This is a genomic window from Kitasatospora sp. CB02891, assembly GCF_002803145.1.
Lineage (GTDB): Bacteria > Actinomycetota > Actinomycetes > Streptomycetales > Streptomycetaceae > Kitasatospora > Kitasatospora griseola.
In genome coordinates this window covers 1-19,144 of record NZ_NNBO01000004.1, presented here as the reverse complement: position 1 = coordinate 19,144, position 19,144 = coordinate 1, and the positions used below count along the sequence as shown (strand labels likewise).

The window sequence follows — 19,144 nt, the reverse complement described above, 5'->3', positions numbered from 1 at the left end:
GCAACAGCGAACCGTCAGCCGACCTTGCGGTCGATCGCCGCGGCGACCAGGCCCGCGAACAGCGGGTGCGGCCGGGTCGGGCGGGACTTCAGCTCGGGGTGGGCCTGGGTGGCGACCAGGTAGGGGTGGACCTCGCGCGGGTACTCGACGTACTCGACCAGGTCGCCCTTCGGGGAGAGGCCGGAGAACTGCAGGCCGGTCTTCTCCAGGTCGGCGCGGTACGCGTTGTTGACCTCGTAGCGGTGGCGGTGGCGCTCCTCGACGTACTGCTCGCCGCCGTACACCTCGCGCACGATCGAGCCCTCGGCGAGCTTCGCCGGGTACAGGCCCAGGCGCATCGTGCCGCCCAGGTCGCCCTTGCCGTCGACGATGGCGAGCTGCTCGGCCATGGTCGAGATGACGGGGTACTTCGCGGCCGAGTCGAACTCGGTGGAGTTCGCCTCGGGCAGGCCGGCCAGGTTGCGGGCGGCCTCGATGACCACGCACTGCAGACCCAGGCAGAGGCCGAGCAGCGGGATCTTGTTCTCACGGCCGTAGGTGATCGCGGCGACCTTGCCGTCCACACCTCGGTCGCCGAACCCGCCGGGGATGCAGATCGCGTCGACGTCGCCGAGCTGCTCCTGCGCGCCCTCGGGGGTCTCGCAGTCGTCGGAGGTGACCCACTTGATCTCGACCCGGGCGTTGTTGGCGAAGCCGCCGGCGCGCAGCGCCTCGGTCACCGACAGGTAGGCGTCGGGCAGGTCGATGTACTTGCCGACCAGAGCGACCTTGACCACGTGCTGCGGCTCGTGGACGCGGCGCAGCAGGTCGTCCCAGGTGGTCCAGTCGACGTCGCGGAACGGCAGGTCGAGGCGGCGCACCACGTAGGCGTCCAGGTTCTCGGCGTGCAGGACCTTGGGGATGTCGTAGATCGACTTGGCGTCGATCGCGGCGACCACGGCCTCCTCGTCGACGTCGCACATCAGCGAGATCTTGCGCTTGATGGCCTGCGGCACCTCGCGGTCGGCGCGCAGCACGATCGCGTCGGGCTGGATGCCGATGTTGCGCAGCGCGGCCACCGAGTGCTGGGTGGGCTTGGTCTTGAGCTCGCCGGACGGGCCGATGTAGGGCAGCAGCGAGACGTGCACGAAGAAGACGTTGTCCCGGCCGACCTCGTGGCGGACCTGGCGGACGGCCTCCAGGAACGGCAGCGACTCGATGTCGCCGACGGTGCCGCCGACCTCGGTGATGACCACGTCGACGTCCTCGGTCGCCATCCGGCGGATCCGGGACTTGATCTCGTTGGTGATGTGCGGGATGACCTGGACGGTGTCGCCGAGGTACTCGCCGCGCCGCTCCTTGGCGATCACGGTGGAGTAGACCTGGCCGGTGGTGACGTTCGCCGAGCCGTGCAGGTTGGTGTCGAGGAAACGCTCGTAGTGACCGATGTCGAGGTCGGTCTCGGCGCCGTCGTCGGTGACGAAGACCTCACCGTGCTGGAACGGGTTCATGGTGCCCGGGTCCACGTTGAGGTACGGGTCGAGCTTCTGCATGGTCACGCGCAGGCCGCGGGCCTTGAGCAGGGCGCCGAGGCTCGAGGCGGTGAGGCCCTTGCCGAGCGAAGAGGCGACACCCCCGGTGACGAAGAGGTGCTTGGTCGTCACGGCGCGGCCGTTGGCCGACTTGCCGGAATGGGGCTGTGCCAAGAGGGGGCTCCCGTGGGTGTCGTGTCGGAGAGTGACGCCGGTGGAGGGGCTCCCGGCCCTCGTTCCCACCAGTTCCACGGGATACCAGCGTATCAGTGCCCCGGCGAGTGCTCGCCCGCGTCCGGGTGGAGAGGGCTTCGGCGCGTCGGCCGGACGGCGCAGCCGGGTGGTCGAAAACCGGCCCGGAGGGCTTGCGGCACAAGGGGAGTGGGCAGGCGGACGGGGCGCGTAGCTGCGCCCGAAACACCCGAATCCACGTATTCTGCTCAAACGTCGACATCCTCGCCCGCCCCTCGCGCACCGCCGCCGGGGCACGCTGGGCCGCTGGGAACGGAGAGCCATGGCCGGTCGCATCGAGGACTACGCGCTCATCGGGGACATGCAGACGGCCGCACTGGTCCGCCGGGACGGCGCGGTCGACTGGCTGTGCCTGCCGCGGTTCGACTCGCCGGCGGTGTTCGCGGGGCTGCTCGGCACCGACGAGCACGGCTTCTGGCGGATCGGCCCGGCGCTGCCCGTCGAGCCGCCGCCCGCCGCCGCCCCGCCGCGCCGCACCCTGCTGGACGCGGACGAGCCGGCCGTCCCGCCGGAGACGGCAGCCGCGCCCGCGCTGCCCTGCGACCGGCGCCGCTACCGGGGCGACTCGCTGATCCTCGAACAGGAGTGGGACACCCAGGGCGGCACCGTCCGGGTGACCGACTTCATGCCGCCGCGCCACCTGCTCGGCACCCCCGACGTGCCGCAGATGATCCGGATCGTGGAAGGCCTGGCCGGCACCGTCCGGATGCGCTCGGCGGTGCGGATGCGGTTCAGCTACGGCCGGGTGGTGCCCTGGGTGCACCGGGTCGAGCAGCCCGGGGGCGGCCACCGCACCGTCGCCGTGGCCGGCCCCGACTCGGTGTGGCTGGACGGCCGGGCCGAGACCTACGGCCGCGACCTGACCACGTACGCCGACTTCACCGTCACCGTCGGTGAGCGGATCGCCTTCGGGTTGACCTGGCAGGCCTCGCACGAGGCGGCCCCCGCGCCGCCGGACGCCGAGGACGCGCTCGCGAACACCGAGCGCTTCTGGCGCGAGTGGGTCGAGCAGTGCCGCCACCAGGGCCCCTACCGGGAGGCCGTGGTCCGCTCGCTGATCACCCTGAAGGCCCTCACCTACGCCCCCACCGGCGGCATCGTCGCCGCCCCCACCACCTCGCTGCCCGAGGACCTCGGCGGCGAACGCAACTGGGACTACCGCTACACCTGGCTGCGGGACGCCGCGATCACCCTGTCGTCGCTGCTGCGCACCGGCTACCGCGAGGAGGCCCGCGCCTGGCGCGAGTGGCTGCTGCGCGCGGTGGCCGGCGACCCGGAGAACCTGCAGATCATGTACGGCATCGCCGGGGAGCGCGAACTCACCGAGTCCGAACTCGACTGGCTGCCCGGCTACGAGGACTCCCGCCCGGTCCGGGTCGGCAACGGCGCCGCCGGGCAGCTCCAGCTCGACGTGTACGGCGAGGTCGTCGAGGCCCTGCACCTGGCCACCATGTCCGGACTGGCCCGGCACGACCACGCCCACCAGCTCCAGCTGCGCCTGATCGAGTACCTGGAGGACCACTGGCGCAACCCCGACGAGGGCATCTGGGAGGTCCGCGGCCCGCGCCGGCACTTCGTGCACTCCAAGGTGATGGCCTGGGTCGCCGTCGACCGCACCCTGAAGCTGCTGGAGCAGCTGGAGAACGTGCCGCCGGGCCTGGCGGAGCGCTGGGAGAAGCTGCGCGCCGAGATCCACGCCGACGTGTGCGCCAAGGGCTACGACCCGGAGCGCAACACCTTCACCCAGTACTACGGCGGGAAGGAGCTGGACGCCTCGCTGCTGCTGATCCCGCAGGTCGGCTTCCTGCCGCCGGACGACAAGCGGGTGATCGGCACCATCGAGGCGATCCAGCGCGAACTGTCCACCGAGGACGGCTTCGTGCTCCGCTATCCGACCCACGACGAGCAAGGCAACAACGTGGACGGGCTGTCGGGGCACGAAGGGGCGTTCCTGGCCTGCTCGTTCTGGCTGGCCGACGACCTGGCGATGATCGGCCGGGTCGGCGAGGCCCGCGAACTGTTCGAACGGCTGCTGTCGCTCCGCAACGACCTGGGGCTGCTCGCCGAGGAGTGGGACTCCCGGACGCGCCGTCAGGTCGGCAACTTCCCGCAGGCGTTCAGCCATGTTCCGCTGATCGACACGGCACTGCGGCTGACCGCCGCGGGCGGGCTGAACCTGCACACGGACTGACCTGGCGTCAGTTCTGACGCTGCACCAGTTCGTCGTAGACGGACAGCACCTGGGCGACGGTCGCGGCCTCGTCCGGCCAGGTGCGGGCCTGGGCGCGGCCGGCGTCGGCGAGTTCGGCGCGCCGCTGCTCGTCGCCGAGCAGTTCGCGGACCGCTCCGCCGAGCGCCCGCGGGTCGGCGAACGGGACCAGCACGGCGGCGTCGCCGACCAGTTCGGGGACGCCGCCGACGGCGGTGGCGACCACCGGCACGCCGGCCCGCATCGCCTCCTGGGCGACCAGCGAGCGGGCCTCCCAGCGGGAGGAGAGCACCACCAGGTCGGCGGCGGCCAGCAGTTCGGCGATGTCGTCGCGGTGGCCGAGCACCTCCACGGGCAGCCGCTCGACGCGCACCCGCTCGGCCAGCGCCTGCCGCTCGGGGCCGTCGCCGGCCAGCAGCACGTGCGGCATCGGCCCGCCGGGCGCGGCGAAGTGCGGGACGGCGTCCAGCAGCAGCGCGAAGCACTTCTGCGCCACCAGGCGGCCGATCGCCAGCACCACGGGGCGGCCGTCGTCGCCGCCGGGCAGCGCGGCGCGGGCCGCCGCCCGGTCCAGTGCGGCGGGCGGCATCGGCGGGGCGGCGACCGGGCCGAGCCGGGCGTCGGTGGCGCCCAGTTCGCGGGCCCGGGCGACCAGGTCGGAGGACGCGCCGAGGACCAGGTCGGCGGCCCGCACCACCCGGCGCTCCATCAGGCGCTGCAGGCGGCGCTCCAGGCCGGTGGCGAGCAGCGCGTGGTGCGAGGTGACCACCAGCGGGGTCTCCGGGCGGATGCCGGGGAACCGGCCCGCGGTGCGCAGCGCCAGGTCGGCCAGCAGGCCGGCCCGCAGGCCGTGCGCGTGGACGATGTCGGCGCCGGTGAACGCGCGGCGCAGTTCGCCGATCGCGACGGCGTCGGAGCGGGCCCCCGAGGTGGGGGTGATGTCGACCGTGTGCAGGCGGGCGCCGGCCGCGGAGAAGCCGTACCGGCGGTCGGTGCCCTCGGGCGCGCAGACCGTCACCGTCACCCCGTGGGCGACCAGACCCTGCGTCAGGGAGCGCACGTGCGCGCCGATCCCGCCCGTCGCGGCGGCCAGGACGAGCACCACGTGCAGCTGGGGGGCCGCGGTGGCCCGGGCGGCGGAATGGTCCACGTCGTTCTCGCTCCGACTCGTTGTCAGCTGGTGTCCGCTCGCCACGATGCCAGGTCGGTCGCCCTCTTGGACAGTCGGCACCGCTGCGGGCGCGTCGCCCGGCCGGACGGGCCCGGGCGACGCGGCGGAACGGCGGGTCAGCGGGCCCGGGCGGTGCGGGCGGCTTCCAGCAGCTCCTCGGCGTGCGCCCGGCCGAGCTCGGAATCCTCCAGGCCGGCCAGCATCCGGGACAGCTCGCGCACCCGTTCCTCGTCGCTGAGGGTCTTCACGCCGCTGCGGGTGACGACGCCGTCGTTGGTCTTCTCCACCACCAGGTGCCGGTCGGCGAACGCCGCGACCTGCGGCAGGTGGGTGACCACCACCACCTGGGCGCTGCGGGCGAGCTTGGCCAGGCGGCGGCCGATCTCCACGGCGGCCTTGCCGCCGACGCCCGCGTCGACCTCGTCGAACAGGTAGGTCGGCACCGGGTCGGCGCCGGCGAACACCACTTCGACGGCCAGCATGACGCGGGACAGCTCGCCGCCCGAGGCGCCCTTGGCGATCGGGCGGGGCTGCGCGCCGGGGTGCGGGGCGAGCAGCACCTCGACCTCGTCGACGCCGTGCGGGCCGTAGGAGACGGTGCGGCCGTCGACCTCGATGCCGGACAGGTCGTCGACCTGGCTGATCGCGAACGTCACCCGGGCGTGCGGCATGGCGAGTTCGGCGAGCTCGTCGGAGACCGCGGCGGCGAACTTGTCGGCGGCGGCGTGCCGGGCCTGCGACACCTCGGCCGCCAGGTCGGCCAGCCGGGCGCGCAACTCGTTCTCCTGCGCACCGAGTTCGTCGATCCGCTCGTCGTCGCCGTCGAGCTCCAGCAGCCGCACCGAGCCGGCCTCGGCCCAGGCGATCACCTCGGCGAGGGTGCCCTCGGTGCCGGAGTACTTGCGCACCAGGTGGGCGAGGATCGCACGGCGGTCCTCGACGGCGGCCAGGCGGACCGGGTCGGCGTCCAGGTCGTCGGCGTACCCGGCGAGGTCGCCGGCCACGTCGGCGAGCAGGTAGCCGACCTCGCCGAGCCGGTCGGCGAGCTGCGCGAGGCGCTCGTCGTGGTGGCGGACGGCGTCCACGGCGCGGCGGGCCTGGGCGAGCAGGGTGCCCGCGTCGACCGCCTCCGGGTCGGCGGGGTCGCCGGCCAGCGCGGCGTGCGCGAGCGTCGCGGCGGAGGACAGCGCGTCGGCGTGGCCGAGGCGCTCGGCCTCCACGGCCAGCTCGGCGTCCTCCCCCACGACGGGTTCGGCGGCGGCGATCTCCTCCAGGCCGAAGCGCAGCAGATCGGCCTCCTGGGCGCGCTCGCGGGCCCGGGTGGTCAGCTCCTCCAGCGTCGCGGAGACCTCGCGCAGGGCGCGGTACACCTCGCGGTAGCGGGCCAGCGGCTCGGCGACGGCCTCGCCCGCGTACCGGTCGAGCGCGCCGCGCTGCCGGGACGGGCGCAGCAGCCGCTGCTGGTCGGTCTGGCCGTGCACGGCGATCAGGTCCTCGCCGAGCTCGGCGAGCAGGCCGACCGGCACCGAGCGGCCGCCGACGTGCGCCCGGGAGCGGCCCTCGGCGGAGACGGTGCGGCTGATCAGCAGCTCGCCGTCGTCGAGTTCGGCGCCCGCCTCGACCGCCCGGGCGACCACCGCGGAGTCCGGTTCGAGGGTCAGCCGGCCCTCGACGACGGCCCGCTCGGAGCCGTTGCGCACCAGCGCCGGGTCGGCCCGGCCGCCGAGCAGCAGCCCGAGGCTGGTCACCACCATGGTCTTGCCGGCGCCGGTCTCACCGGTGACGGCGGTGAAACCGGGCGCGAGTTCGACCACCGCGTCGTCGATGACACCCAGATCTCGTATCCGCATCTCGTCCAACACGGAGACGACCTTACGAGGTTCCACCGTCGGTTCGCGACGACCGCCCCCCGGTTCACCCGACAGTGGCGGCGCCGGCGGTCCGGTCGGGCACCGTGAGACGCGGCAGGAAGAACTGCACCAGCGGGCCGATCGCCAGCGCGTAGGCGACCGTGCCGACGCCGAACGTCCCGCCGAGGGCGATGCCGGCGGCCAGCACGGTCAACTCGATCGCGGTGCGGATCAGCCGCACGGAGCGGCCGGTGCGCCGGTGCAGGCCGGTCATCAGGCCGTCGCGCGGGCCCGGGCCGAGCCGCGCCCCGATGTACAGGCCGGTCGCCACGGCGTTGAGCACGATGCCGGTCGCCAGCAGCGGGACCCGGGCGGCCAGCGCGTGCGGGTGCGGCAGCAGCGCCAGCGTGGCGTCCATCGCGACGCCGAGCACGGCGACGTTGCCGACGGTGCCGATGCCGGGCTTCTGCCGCAGCGGTATCCACAGCAGCAGCACCAGCAGGCCGACCAGCGTCACCCAGGTGCCGACGCTCAGGCCGACGTGCCGGGCCAGGCCCTGGTGGAAGACGTCCCACGGGTTGCCGCCCAGCGAGGAGCGCAGCACCAGGGCCATCGAGACGCCGTACAGCACCAGGCCGGCGGCCAGTCGGAGCAGGCGGCGGGGAAGGTCGGCGGAGTTCGCGGACAGGGGCAGGGAGACCGCCATCGGGTGGACCTCATTTCGTGCGGTGCTTGCCGATCCTCGGCACTGACCGTCACTATGGGCGGTCCAAAAGGGCACCCGACAGGGCCAATCCGATCCGAGTGGACTGATTTCCGATGGCCGAGTGGCACAGCACGCTGACCCCGCACGCCCTGGCCTGCCAACTGCCCCCGGCGGACGGCGGCCGCCCCGCCTACCGGGCGCTCGCCGACCGGGTGTCCCGGCTGGTCGCCGACGGCCGCCTCCCGGCCGGCACCCGGCTGCCCGCCGAACGCGAACTCGCCGCCGAACTCCGCCTCAGCCGCACCACCGTCGCCGCCGCGTACGAGGCGCTGCGCGCCGACGGCTTCCTGCGCTCACGGCGCGGCGCCGGCTCCTGGACGGCCCTGCCGGACGGCACCCGGCCGCCCGCCGACACCCTGCACCCGCTCGCCCCCGACCGGACCGGCACCGAACTCGACCTCGGCCTGGCCGCGCCCACCGCCCCGCCGCAACTCGCCGAGGCCGCCGCCCACGCCCTCGACCGGCTGCCCGCGTACGCCGCAGGCCACGGCACCTACCCCACCGGCCTGCCCGTGCTGCGCGAGGCCGTCGCCCACCGCTACACCGAACGCGGCCTGCCCACCGGCCCCGACCAGGTCCTGATCACCACCGGCGCGATGAGCGCCCTGCACCTGGTCCACCACGCACTGCTCACCCGCGGCGACCGGGTCGCCGTCGAAGCGCCCAGCTACCCCAACACGCTGCGCGCCCTGGACCGGTTCGGCGCCCGCCTGGTGCCCGTCCCGTTCACCACCGGCCGCACCGGCCAGGCCGGTTGGGACCTCCCGCAGTGGCAGCGGGTGCTCCGCGGCGCCGCCCCGAAACTCGTCTCCGCCATCCCCGACTTCCAGAACCCCACCGGCGCCCTCATCGACGAGGACCAGCGCCGCGACCTGCTCGCCCACGCCCGCGCCGCCGGCACCGCCGTCCTCGCCGACGAGACCTGCGCCGAACTCGGCTGGAACGTCGACGACTCCGCGCTGCCCCGGCCGCTCGCCGCGCTCGACCGCGACGCCCGGGTGATCACCGTCGGCTCGGCCGGCAAGCTGCTCTGGCCCGGCCTGCGGATCGGCTGGCTGCGCGCCCAACCCTCCCTGGTACGGAAGTTGGCCACCGACCGGGCCCTGTACGACCTCGGCACCCCGGTCCTCGACCAACTGATCTGCGCCCGCCTGCTGACCCATCACCTGCCCGCCGTCCGCACCGACCGCCACACCGGCCTGCGCGCCACCGCCGAAGCCTTCGCCGAAGCCCTGCCCCGGCATTTCCCCCACTGGCGCTTCACCCTCCCGCCCGGCGGCCTCGCCCTCTGGGTGGCCACCCCCGGCCTCCCCGCCACCGCCCTCGCCCGGGCCGGCGAACGCCTCGGCGTCCGCATCGCCTCCGGCGCCCGCTTCGGCATCGACGGCGCGTTCGAGGAGTACCTCCGCCTCCCCCTCACCCTCCCCGCCGCCCACGTCCCCGACGCCCTCCACCGCATCACGGAGGCCGCCGAACTCGCCCGCAACGAGAGGTTCACGACGGCGGATCCGGAGCCGTGCAGCCTCTGAGGGTGGAGGACGCGAAGACAGGGGCGCGTGGGGGCACCTCCCGGCCCGCCAGGGCTGGGAGGTGCCCCCACGCGCCCCGGTTTCGCGCCCGCCCGCTGTCAGGACGTCCCCGACCGCCCCCGCCAACCCGTCACCGGCAGTGCGAACTTGGCGACCAGCCGGTCCGTGAACGGCGCCCGGTGCAGCCGCGCCAGGCGGACGGGAGTCTTGCCGCGCCGCACCTCCACCCGCGCCCCGGCCGGGAGTTCGACCGAGCGTCGCCCGTCGCACCACAGCACCCCGTGCGGCGTCTTCGGCTGCACCTCGACCGCCAGCACCGAGTCCGGCGAGGTCACCAGCGGCCGGGCGAACAGCGCGTGCGCACTGATCGGCACCATCAGCAGCGCCTCCACCTCCGGCCACACCACCGGCCCGCCGCCGGAGAACGCGTACGCCGTCGAACCGGTCGGGGTGGACAGCACCACGCCGTCGCAGCCGAAGTTCGACACCGGGCGGCCGTCGACCTCGGTGACGACCTCCAGCATCCGTTCGCGCGCGGCCTTCTCCACCGAGGCCTCGTTCAGCGCCCAGTCCTCGTGCAGCACATCGCCGTTGGTGCGCACCAGCACGTCGATGGTCATCCGCTCCTCGACGGCGTAGTCGGCGTCCACCACCCGGTCGACCACCGTCGCCAGGTCGTCGCGTTCCGCCTCCGCGAGGAAGCCGACCCGGCCCAGGTTGATGCCGAGCATCGGCAGGCCCGACTCGCGCGCCAACTCCGCGCCCCGCAGCAGGGTGCCGTCCCCGCCCGCGACCAGGATCAGTTCGCAGCCGTCGGCCGCGCCCGGCCCGCCCGGCACCAACTCCACCCCGTCCGGCAGGTCGAGGCCCACCGCTTCCGCCTCCAGCAGCCGGATCCGGATCCCCGCCTTCAGCAGGCCGTCCACCAGCCCTTCGACACTGCGCAGGGCGGCCTCCCGGCCGGTGTGCGCGATCAGGAAGACCGTACGACGATCGCTCATTGCCCGCTGCCCTCTCCCTACGCCTGCCGGACCCTGCTGGCCCGGCCGCGGCATGCCAGTCTGCGCAACGCTCGGACGCCTGCCAAGTACCCTACTTGGGGCCCTCCGCCACGGCCCGGTCCGCCTCGGCCGGATCCAGCTCGCCCGCGTCCCGGCGCAGCCACAGGAAATACTCCACGTTCCCCGACGGCCCGGGCAGCGGCGACGCCGTCACCGCACGCACGCCGAGGCCCAACTGCCAGGCCTGCGAAGCGACCTGGCGGATCGTCTCGGCCCGCAGCTCCGGCGAGCGCACCACGCCGCCCGAACCCAGCCGGTCCTTGCCGATCTCGAACTGCGGCTTGACCATCAGCACCAGGTCGGCGTCCGGCGCCGCGCAGCCGGCCAGCGCGGGCAGCACCAGGCCCAGCGAGATGAACGACAGGTCGCCCACCACCAGGTCGACGAGCGTGCCGCCGATCAGCTCCGGGGTCAGCTCCCGCACGTTGGTGCGGTCCATCACCGTCACCCGCTCGTCGCTCTGCAGCGACCAGGCGAGCTGCCCGTAGCCGACGTCCACCGCCAGCACGTGCGCGGCGCCCGCGCGCAGCAGCACGTCGGTGAACCCGCCGGTGGACGCGCCCGCGTCCAGCGCCCGGCGGCCCGCCACGACCAGGCCCTGCGGCACGAACGCGGCGAACGCGCCCGCCAGCTTGTGCCCGCCCCGCGAGACGTAGTCCGGGTCCGCGTCGTCCTTCGCGACCACCACGGCCGCCGCCGTCTCCACCTGCGTCGCCGGCTTCGTCGCCACCGTGCCGCCCACCGTCACCCGGCCCGCCGCGATCAGCTCGCTCGCATGCTCGCGCGAGCGGGCCAACTTCCGCCGCACCAGCTCCGCATCCAGACGGCGTCGTGCCACTGCCACTGCTACGTCAGCTCCCACATTCCGCAATCGTCACTCGCGGTCCAGCGCCGCGAGGGTCGCGGCGAGCCGCGCATGAACATCTTCGTACACCTCGACCCGCTCCCCCGCCCCCACCCCGTCGGCCTCCCCCAGCCGGGCCAGCGCCTCGTCCACCTCCGACTCCCCCGTCCACTGCACCTCACTCACCGTCGGTGCCCCCGGCGCCCCCGGTGTCGCGCTTCGCGGCGGGCTTCCGCACGGCGGCCTTCTTCACCGGCTTCCCGGCCGACGCGCCGTCAGCGGCCGTGGCCCGTCCGGCCGCCGCCTTGGCCGGTGCGGCCTTCTTCGCGGTCGCGGTCTTCGTCGCCGTCGCGGTCTTCTTCGCCGTGGCGGCCTTCTTCGCGGTCGCGGTCCGCTTGGCCGGTGCGGTCTTCTTCGCCGCCGCCGGCAGCGGGGCCGACGGGCTGTCGACGGCCGCCTTCTTCGCCGCGGTCCTCTTCACCGCGGCCTTCTTCGCCACCGTCTTCGGGGTCGCCGTCACCCCGCCCTCCGCGGGGGCCTTCCGCGGCACGGAGCGCTTCGCCGCCGTCTGCTTGGCCGCCGCACCCTTGCGGGCGGTCGCCTTCCCGGGGGCCGGTGCGCGGTGGGCGGGGGCCTGCTTCGCCGCCGGCGCCGCCTCGTCCGGCGCTCCACCGGCAGGCGCGGGCTCCGCGTCCCACCCGGCGTCGAACAGACCCTGGGCCCGGGCGGCCGGACGGACCGTCGGCTCCTTCGGGGCCGGCTCGGGCTCGGGGGCGGCCGGCTCGTCGACCTCACGCAGCTTCGACTCCAGGAAGCTCAGCACCACGCCGACCTTCACCACCTGGTCGCCGACCTTCTCGAACACCCGCTCGGCCTCGCCCTTGGCGACGCCCGCGACCAGGTCCACCCCGGCCCGACCGGCCGTCACGGCCTCCCCGGCCAGCACCCGCAACTGCTCGACCCCGGGCGGCAGTTCACCGGTCCGCTGGAGCAACTCCTCGGCCGCGCCCAGCACCCGGCGGCTCGCCTCCTCGGCGAGCTCCGTCGCGACCACCACCACACCCCGCACCGCATCCCGCAGCATCCGTACCGCCTCCTCCGCGGGCACCGACTGCCCGCCTTGACGCTACCCCGTCCTACCCCCACCCGTACCCGGCTGCCCCACCCACCCCACGGTCGGCCCCCATTCCCCCACCCGGCCACCGCACCCGCCCGGCGCGTTAGCGTGGGACGCCGCACCGACCGCCGAGACAGGAGTACGCCGCACCATGGCCACCATCGAGGAGTGCCGCACCGCACTGGAGCAGCTCAGCCGCAACCTCGCCGGCGCGAACGGCGACGTCCGCAAGGCCGCCGCCCTCGACCGGTCGCTCAGCTGCCACCTCACCGACCTCGACCTGACCTTCACCGGGCGGCTCACCGACGGGCAGCTCACCGGCATCACCGACGCCCCGGGCGCCCCCACCGCCAAGGCCGACATCCGGCTCACCACCACCGGCCACGACCTGGTCGCCCTGGTCGACGGCACACTGGCCTTCCCCACCGCCTGGGCCACCGGCCGCCTCAAGCTGGACGCGAGCTTCCTCGACCTGCTGCGCCTGCGCAGCCTGCTCTGAGCCCGACGCACAGTCCCAGCGCTGCGCCCGCTGCGGGGCCGTGACTTCGGCTGGTCGCTCCGATCACCCGCTCCCGGTCCGCGGCGAGCAGGAGTACCGCGCCCGCTCCGATCGGGAAGCCCCCCAGCGGTTCGGTCACCGGGCCGTCCGCCGGGGGACGGGCCTCCAGCCGGAAACAGACACTGCTCCGGCTGCCCTCCGGCCCACCGCCCACGCCGAAGCACCAGGAACCGTCCGCCCCGCTCCACCGGAACACTCCGTCGCCGCCGATCCCGCGAACCGTCCGGAACGTTCCCGGCGCCACCGCTTCGAAGGTCCCAGCCACTCGCTCCGCCCTCGCGGCCGGGCCCGACGAATCCCCCGCCCCGTCCGGCTCCGGCCCCACCGGGCAGCAGGCCGCCACCGCGAGCACGAGCGCCCGCACGACCCCTCGACGCCCCTGCACCATCCCCCCCCCGGACGGCCGAAACACCCCGGGGACACCGTCCCTGACGGGCCGTAACCTGACGGTCAGCGCAGCGCCGCCAGCGCCTTCGCCGTCTCCGGCACCGCGCCGTTCACGTCCGCCCACGTCCAGGCCGCCGCGCACAGCGCCCGCAGGGCGTCGATCCGCTCGCCCGCGCCGTCCAGGGTCAGCGTGCCGCCGTCCACGCCGGCCTCCCAGCCGCCGCAGCCGAACCGGCCGCCGCCGAGCGCCGACACCACCGGCTGCGGCTCCAGCAGGCCGCGCAGGTCGTCCGACAGGTACGTCGGACGGTGCTGCACGGGGGCGGCGAGCAACAGTTCGGGCGTGGTGACGCCGGTGAACACCAGCAGCGAGTCCACGCCGCCGTTGAACGCGCCCTCGATGTCGGTGTCGAGACGGTCGCCCACCACCAGCGGACGCTTCGCGCCCGTCCGCAGCACCGTCTCCCGGTGCATCGGCGGCAGCGGCTTGCCCGCTACCTCCGGCGTCACGCCGGTCGCCGCCGACACGGCCGCCACCAGCGTCCCGTTGCCCGGCGCGATGCCGCGCGCCGTCGGGATCGACAGGTCCGTGTTCGACGCCACCCACGGCAGGCCCCGGCCCACCGCGTACGAGGCCTCCGCGAGGTCCGTCCAGCCCACCGACGGGTCGTAGCCCTGCGCCACCGCCACCGGGTCCTCCGCCAGGGAGCGCACCGGCACCAGCCCGCGTTCCTGCAGCGCCTCCACCAGCCCGGCCCCGCCGATCACCAGCACCCGGGACCCCGCGGGCACCTTCTCCGACACCAGCCGCGCCGCCGCCTGCGCCGAGTTGATCACATCGGCGGGCTCGGCCGGCACGCCCAGCTCCGACAGGTGCTGCGCCACCACCCACGGCGGCCGCGACGCGTTGTTCGTCACGTACGCCAGCCGCATGCCCGCGGTCCGCGCCCGCTCCAACGACTCCACCGCGTGCTCGATCGCGTGCGGCCCGGCGTACACCACCCCGTCCAGGTCCAGCAGCGCCGTGTCGTACACCTCCGTCAACGCCACCGCACTGCCCTGCGGCACGCTCCGCACCTGGTCGGCGCTCTCCGCCATCACACCGCTCCCTGTCCCCTCGAACCGATCGACCCCGCCACCTTAGGCCGTGCCGCCGCCCGGCTCCTCCGGCGGAGCCAAATACCCCGGCGCCCCCGGCCGCAGCGGACCGAACGCCCCCGCCCGGGCCGCCAGCGTCGCCCGGGTCTGTCGCAGCGCCGCCCGGTAGTGCTTGTTGCCCGGCTGCATCGCCACCGCCAGCGCCAGGTGCTCCGCGGACGACTCGAAGTCCCCCAGCCGGGCCGCCGCCACTCCCCACCCGAACTGCGCGTAGTCGTCCGACGGGTCAGCCACCGCCACCGTCCGGAAACTCTCCAGCGCCGCCGCGTACTGCCCCGCGTCGAACTGCGCCCGCCCCAGCGCCTCCCGGATCGACCGCGACCCCGGCTCCGCCTCCGCCGCCCGCGCCAGCAGCTGCACCGCCGCCGCCGGATGCCGCTCCTCCAACAGCCGCACCCCGCGCCGGAACCAGTCGTACACCCCGCCGCCCGGCGTCCCCGCCGCGCTCCCCGAGGAGGCCGCCGCGCCGTCGCCGTCATGACTCCCATAGCTCATCCGTCACTCCCCGCTCAGCCGTTACGCACCCGTCGCGGCGCCCCGCAACCGGAACGGCTGCGCGAATCGCGATCTCCCAACAAGGAGTACCCGGCTAACATGCCCAGGATGAGCGCCCCTCGTGCCGAAATCGGCAACGAGCCCTCGGGCGGCCCCGGAGACCCCGGGCACGTCGCCACCGCAGGGCTGTCCCTGTCCCCGTTCCGCGGCCTGCGCTACGACCCCCAGAAGGTCGGCAACCTGGCCGCGGTGACCTCACCCCCGTACGACGTGGTGGACCCCGGACGGCGCCAGGACCTGGAGACCTCGGACCCGCACAACATCGTCCGACTCATCCTGCCGCGTCCCGAACCGGAGGACTCAGGCCTCCGCCCCGACCGCGACACCCGCTACCGGCACGCCGCCCGGCTGCTGCGCGACTGGCGCGAACGGGGCGTCCTCACCGCCGACCCCCGGCCCGCGTTGTACGTCTACGAGCAACGCTCGCCCACCGGCGACCTCCAACGCGGACTGATCGGCGCCCTCGCCGTCAGCGGCGCCGAAGCCGGCGTCGTCCTCCCCCACGAGGACGTCATGCCCAAACCCGTCGCCGACCGGGTCGGCCTGATGCGCACCACCCGCGCCAACCTCGAACCCCTGCTGCTCACCTACCGCGGCCACGGCCGGGCCGCCGAGGTCGTCGACCGCACCGCCGGCGGCGAACCACTGCTCCACGTCACCACCTCCGACGGCACCCAGCACCGTCTGTGGGCCGTCACCGCCCCAGCCGACCTGGCCGCCGTCAGCCGCGACCTGGCCACCTGCCGCGCCCTGATCGCCGACGGCCACCACCGCTGGGAGATGTACCTGCGGCTCCAACGCGAGCACCGCCACCTGCCCCGCAGCCCCTGGGACCGCGGCCTGGTCCTGCTCGTCGACACCGACCGCTACCCGCTGAAGGTCCGCGCCATCCACCGCGTCCTGCACCGACTGCCCCTGCACGCCGCAGTGGCCGCCCTGGACCCCGACATCTGGCAGCTCACCGAACTCCCCGGCACCCTCGACGACGCCCTCAAGGCCCTCGCCGAGGCTCGCACGGACGCCCGCAACGCCTTCGTCCTCACCGCCGGCGACGACCGCTACCTGCTGCTCACCGGCCCCGACGAGGCCACCCTCGAAGCCACCGTCCGCACCGACCGACCCGAGGAGTGGCGCCGCCTCGACGCCACCGTCCTGCACGCCACCCTGCTCGACCGCACCTGGCACGTCCCTGACAGCCCCGAGCACATCGGCTACCTGCACTCCGCCGAAGCCGCCGTCCGCGAGGCCGCCCGCACCGGCGGCACCGCCGTCCTGCTCCACCCCGTCGAGGAGCGCGTGGTCCGCCGCCTCGCCGAACAGGGCGTCACCATGCCCCGCAAGTCGACCTCCTTCGGCCCCAAACCGGCCACCGGACTGGTTCTGCGCTCCCTCGAACTCGGCTGACAACCGGCCGACGACGCAGAACGGCCCCCGTTCCTACCCGGAACGGGGGCCGTCCGACCATCAGCCGGGGATCAGGCCTGCTTCGGCTTCTTCTCCTCGGAGGAGTCCTCGTCGTACTCCTCGTCGATCTCGAGGTCGTCGTCGTCGTAGAACTCCTCGACGTCCTCCTCGTCCTCGAAGATCATCCGGTCGTCGCCGATCTCGTCCTTCGCGATCGGCTTGCGCACCGGCTCCTCGGACTCCTGCGCCTCGTCCTCGGCGTCCTCGTCCAGCGCGTCGGTGAACTCCACGCCGTCGATCTCCGCCAGCCGCTCGGAAGCGTTGGTCGAGCCGTCCGCGTCGGCCTCCACGGCCTTCACGAACCACTCGCGGGCCTCGTCCGCCCGACCCGCCGCGATCAGCGCGTCGGCGTACGCGTAGCGCAGGCGCGCCGTCCACGGGTGGATCGCCGAGGACGCCAGCTCCGGGCTCTGCAGGGTCACCACGGCCGCGTCGAACTGCTCCAGGTCCGCACGGGCACCCGCCGCGACCAGCCGCATCTCGACCTGACCGGCCTTGTCCAGCTGCTTCACCTCGGGCTCGCCGGCCATCGCCAGCGCCCGCTCCGGACGACCCAGACCGCGCTCGCAGTCCGCCATCACCGGCCACAGGTCCACCCGGCCGGTCATCCGCTTCGCGGCCCGGAACTCGGTCAGCGCCTCGGAGTACCGCTGCGTCATGTACGACGCGAAACCGGCCGCCTCGCGGACGCTCGCCACTCGCGACGCCAGCCGCAGCGCGACGCGCGAGTAGTTGTAGGCCTCCTCCGGCTCGGTGTCGAGCAGCCGCGCGACCATCACCAGGTTGCGGGCCACGTCGTCCGCGAGCGTCTTCGGCAGGCTCTTCAGGTCCTGACGCACGTCCGCGTCGATCTCGAAGCCGGTCACGTCGTCCGGGATCGGCAGCCGGCGCACCGGCTCCGGCCGGCGCTCGTCGTACTCCCGACGGAACCCACCACGGTCGTCCCGGCCACCCCGGTACCCACCACGGTCGTCACGACCGCGGAAGCCGCCACGGTCACCGCGGTCGTCACGGCGGAAGCCACCGCGCTCGCCACCACGGTCGTCGCGGCCACGGAAGCCGCCGCCCTGCGGACGGTCGCCACGGTCGTCGCGGCCACGGAAGCCACCCTGCGGGCGGTCGTCACGACGCTCGAACCCACCGCTGCGCTGCGGACGGTCACCGTACGACGGACGGTCGCCGCGGTCGTCACGGTCCCGGTACCCGCCCTGCGGACGGTCGTCGCGACGGAACCCGCCCTGGGGACGGTCGCCACGGTCATCGCGGCGGAAGCCACCACGGTCGCCGCCCTGCGGGCGGTCGTCACGACGCTCGAACCCGCCACTGCGCTGCGGACGGTCACCGTACGACGGACGGTCGCCACGGTCATCGCGACGGAACCCACCGCTCTGCGGACGGTCACCGCGGTCGTCCCGGCGGAACCCGCCACGGTCGCCACCCTGGGGACGGTCGTCGCGGCCACGGAACCCGCCCTGCGGGCGGTCGTCGCGACGCTCGAACCCACCGCTGCGCTGCGGACGGTCACCGTAGGACGGACGGTCGCCACGGTCGTCCCGGCGGAACCCACCGCTCTGCGGACGGTCACCGCGGTCGTCCCGGCGGAAGCCACCGCTCTGCGGACGGTCCCCGTACGACGGGCGGTCACCGCGGTCATCGCGACGGAACCCACCCTGCGGACGGTCGCCACGGTCGTCGCGACGCTCGAACCCGCCACTGCGCTGCGGACGGTCGCCGTACGACGGGCGGTCGCCACGGTCGTCGCGACGGAACCCACCCTGCGGGCGGTCACCGCGGTCATCACGGCGGAACCCACCACGGTCGCCACCCTGCGGGCGGTCGTCACGCGAGCGGTAGCCGCCGCCACCGCCGTAGGACGGGCGGTCGCCACGGTCGTCGCGGCGGAAGCCGCCACGGTCGCCACCCTGGGGACGGTCATCGCGGCCACGGTAGCCACCGCCCTGCGGACGGTCGCCGTACGACGGCCGGTCGCCACGGTCGCTGCGGTAACCCCCGCGGTCGCCGCCACGGTCACCGCGGTCGTCACGACCCCGGTAGCCGCCGCCTTCGCCACGGTCGTCACGACGCGGGCCACGGTCGTTCGACCAGCCCCCGCGCGACCTGGGCTCGTACCCCCGGCCGCCGTCGTTACGGCGCTCGGGCCGGTCCTGGGGCGGGTTCGACATGCTGGTGACTCCTGTCTGCACACTGCTGGCTTGAGAGGCGCCACTGCCGATCCCTCGACACCAGCGCGCGATCCGGGCGATCCCTCGGACCCCGTCGGGGCCCGGTACGTCCGTCTTGTCCATTGTCCGGCACACGGACGAGCACCGCGTCCGGGTGCCCGACCGCCGTCCGCCGGCTGTCGTGTTCGGCTGAAAAAGCCCAACAAAAAAGGCCGAGGCCCCAGCTCATCGCTGGGGCCTCGGCCTTTTGAAGAATTGTTCGGCGGCGTCCTACTCTCCCACAGGGTCCCCCCTGCAGTACCATCGGCGCTATGAGGCTTAGCTTCCGGGTTCGGAATGTAACCGGGCGTTTCCCTCATGCTATGACCACCGAAACCCTATCGGGTATTCAGCGAACACACTTTTCAGTTGAAATATGTGTCTACTTACCTGGCGGATCCGAATGGATCGGTTCCTTACCGGCGATAGCTGTTCGCTACCCGGGAACCACACAGTGAACGCGAGCGTCTGAGGACAAGCCCTCGGCCT

The 19,144-nt window shown here is 74.1% G+C and carries 15 protein-coding genes, 1 rRNA gene and 1 pseudogene; 4 read left to right on the top strand and 13 right to left on the bottom strand.

Going from position 1 to position 19,144, the window contains the following annotated elements:
• Positions 1-14: 14 nt before the first annotated feature.
• Positions 15-1,685, bottom strand: a complete 1,671-nt coding sequence (locus tag CG736_RS11235) for a CTP synthase (protein WP_304528206.1) — start codon at positions 1,683-1,685, stop codon at positions 15-17.
• 316 nt (positions 1,686-2,001) lie between these two features.
• Here CG736_RS11235 and CG736_RS11230 point away from each other — a divergent pair, with 316 nt between their 5' ends.
• Positions 2,002-3,954 carry a glycoside hydrolase family 15 protein gene (locus tag CG736_RS11230; RefSeq protein WP_255419001.1) on the top strand — a complete coding sequence of 651 codons (1,953 nt, stop codon included), beginning with the start codon at positions 2,002-2,004 and terminating at the stop codon, positions 3,952-3,954.
• A 7-nt stretch (positions 3,955-3,961) separates the two neighbouring features.
• Here CG736_RS11230 and CG736_RS11225 read toward each other — a convergent pair whose 3' ends face one another.
• The 3 genes from CG736_RS11225 to CG736_RS11215 form a co-directional block, all read right to left on the bottom strand.
• A complete protein-coding gene (locus CG736_RS11225) occupies positions 3,962-5,122 on the bottom strand; it encodes a glycosyltransferase family 4 protein (protein ID WP_100586043.1) in 1,161 nt (386 codons plus the stop codon).
• Between the two features lie 137 nt (positions 5,123-5,259).
• Positions 5,260-6,993 carry a DNA repair protein RecN gene (gene recN, locus CG736_RS11220; protein ID WP_100586380.1) on the bottom strand — a complete coding sequence of 578 codons (1,734 nt, stop codon included), beginning with the start codon at positions 6,991-6,993 and terminating at the stop codon, positions 5,260-5,262.
• Positions 6,994-7,057: 64 nt separating this feature from the next.
• The gene (locus tag CG736_RS11215; RefSeq protein ID WP_100586042.1) at positions 7,058-7,699 is read right to left on the bottom strand and encodes a YitT family protein; all 642 of its coding nucleotides are present in this window, start codon (positions 7,697-7,699) and stop codon (positions 7,058-7,060) included.
• 113 nt (positions 7,700-7,812) lie between these two features.
• Here CG736_RS11215 and CG736_RS11210 point away from each other — a divergent pair, with 113 nt between their 5' ends.
• Positions 7,813-9,288 carry a PLP-dependent aminotransferase family protein gene (locus CG736_RS11210; protein WP_100586041.1) on the top strand — a complete coding sequence of 492 codons (1,476 nt, stop codon included), beginning with the start codon at positions 7,813-7,815 and terminating at the stop codon, positions 9,286-9,288.
• Positions 9,289-9,386: 98 nt separating this feature from the next.
• On the opposite strand, the gene CG736_RS11205 is transcribed toward CG736_RS11210, so the two are convergent.
• The 4 genes from CG736_RS11205 to CG736_RS11195 form a co-directional block, all read right to left on the bottom strand.
• Positions 9,387-10,289: an NAD kinase gene (locus tag CG736_RS11205; RefSeq protein ID WP_100586040.1), complete on the bottom strand. Its 903-nt coding sequence runs from the start codon at positions 10,287-10,289 to the stop codon at positions 9,387-9,389.
• Between the two features lie 91 nt (positions 10,290-10,380).
• Positions 10,381-11,187 carry a TlyA family RNA methyltransferase gene (locus tag CG736_RS11200; protein WP_043910232.1) on the bottom strand — a complete coding sequence of 269 codons (807 nt, stop codon included), beginning with the start codon at positions 11,185-11,187 and terminating at the stop codon, positions 10,381-10,383.
• Between the two features lie 36 nt (positions 11,188-11,223).
• Positions 11,224-11,379: a hypothetical protein gene (locus tag CG736_RS36095; RefSeq protein ID WP_157815517.1), complete on the bottom strand. Its 156-nt coding sequence runs from the start codon at positions 11,377-11,379 to the stop codon at positions 11,224-11,226.
• The gene (locus CG736_RS11195; RefSeq protein WP_100586039.1) at positions 11,372-12,277 is read right to left on the bottom strand and encodes a hypothetical protein; all 906 of its coding nucleotides are present in this window, start codon (positions 12,275-12,277) and stop codon (positions 11,372-11,374) included. Before CG736_RS11195 ends, CG736_RS36095 begins: the two co-directional genes overlap by 8 nt.
• 184 nt (positions 12,278-12,461) lie before the next feature.
• On the opposite strand from CG736_RS11195, the gene CG736_RS11190 reads away from it, so the two are divergent.
• Positions 12,462-12,809: an SCP2 sterol-binding domain-containing protein gene (locus CG736_RS11190; RefSeq protein WP_100586038.1), complete on the top strand. Its 348-nt coding sequence runs from the start codon at positions 12,462-12,464 to the stop codon at positions 12,807-12,809.
• 510 nt (positions 12,810-13,319) lie between these two features.
• Here the strand turns inward: CG736_RS11190 and CG736_RS11185 are convergent.
• Together CG736_RS11185 and CG736_RS11180 are read right to left on the bottom strand one after the other, a co-directional pair.
• A complete protein-coding gene (locus CG736_RS11185) occupies positions 13,320-14,354 on the bottom strand; it encodes an HAD-IIA family hydrolase (RefSeq protein ID WP_100586037.1) in 1,035 nt (344 codons plus the stop codon).
• A gap of 42 nt (positions 14,355-14,396) precedes the next feature.
• A complete protein-coding gene (locus tag CG736_RS11180) occupies positions 14,397-14,909 on the bottom strand; it encodes a M48 family metallopeptidase (RefSeq protein ID WP_100586036.1) in 513 nt (170 codons plus the stop codon).
• Between the two features lie 108 nt (positions 14,910-15,017).
• On the opposite strand from CG736_RS11180, the gene CG736_RS11175 reads away from it, so the two are divergent.
• A complete protein-coding gene (locus CG736_RS11175; protein ID WP_100586035.1) occupies positions 15,018-16,373 on the top strand; it encodes a DUF1015 family protein in 1,356 nt (451 codons plus the stop codon).
• 71 nt (positions 16,374-16,444) lie between these two features.
• Here CG736_RS11175 and CG736_RS11170 read toward each other — a convergent pair whose 3' ends face one another.
• From CG736_RS11170 to rrf, 3 genes and pseudogenes are all read right to left on the bottom strand, one after another.
• Positions 16,445-17,326 (bottom strand): tetratricopeptide repeat protein, encoded by an 882-nt coding sequence (locus CG736_RS11170; protein WP_198520446.1) that lies wholly within the window; start codon positions 17,324-17,326, stop codon positions 16,445-16,447.
• Positions 17,327-17,500: 174 nt separating this feature from the next.
• A pseudogene (locus CG736_RS36090) lies at positions 17,501-18,517 on the bottom strand (hypothetical protein); the annotation flags it as partial.
• Positions 18,518-18,873: 356 nt separating this feature from the next.
• Positions 18,874-18,990: ribosomal RNA gene (gene rrf, locus CG736_RS11160) — 5S ribosomal RNA — on the bottom strand.
• Between the last annotated feature and the right edge of the window lie 154 nt (positions 18,991-19,144).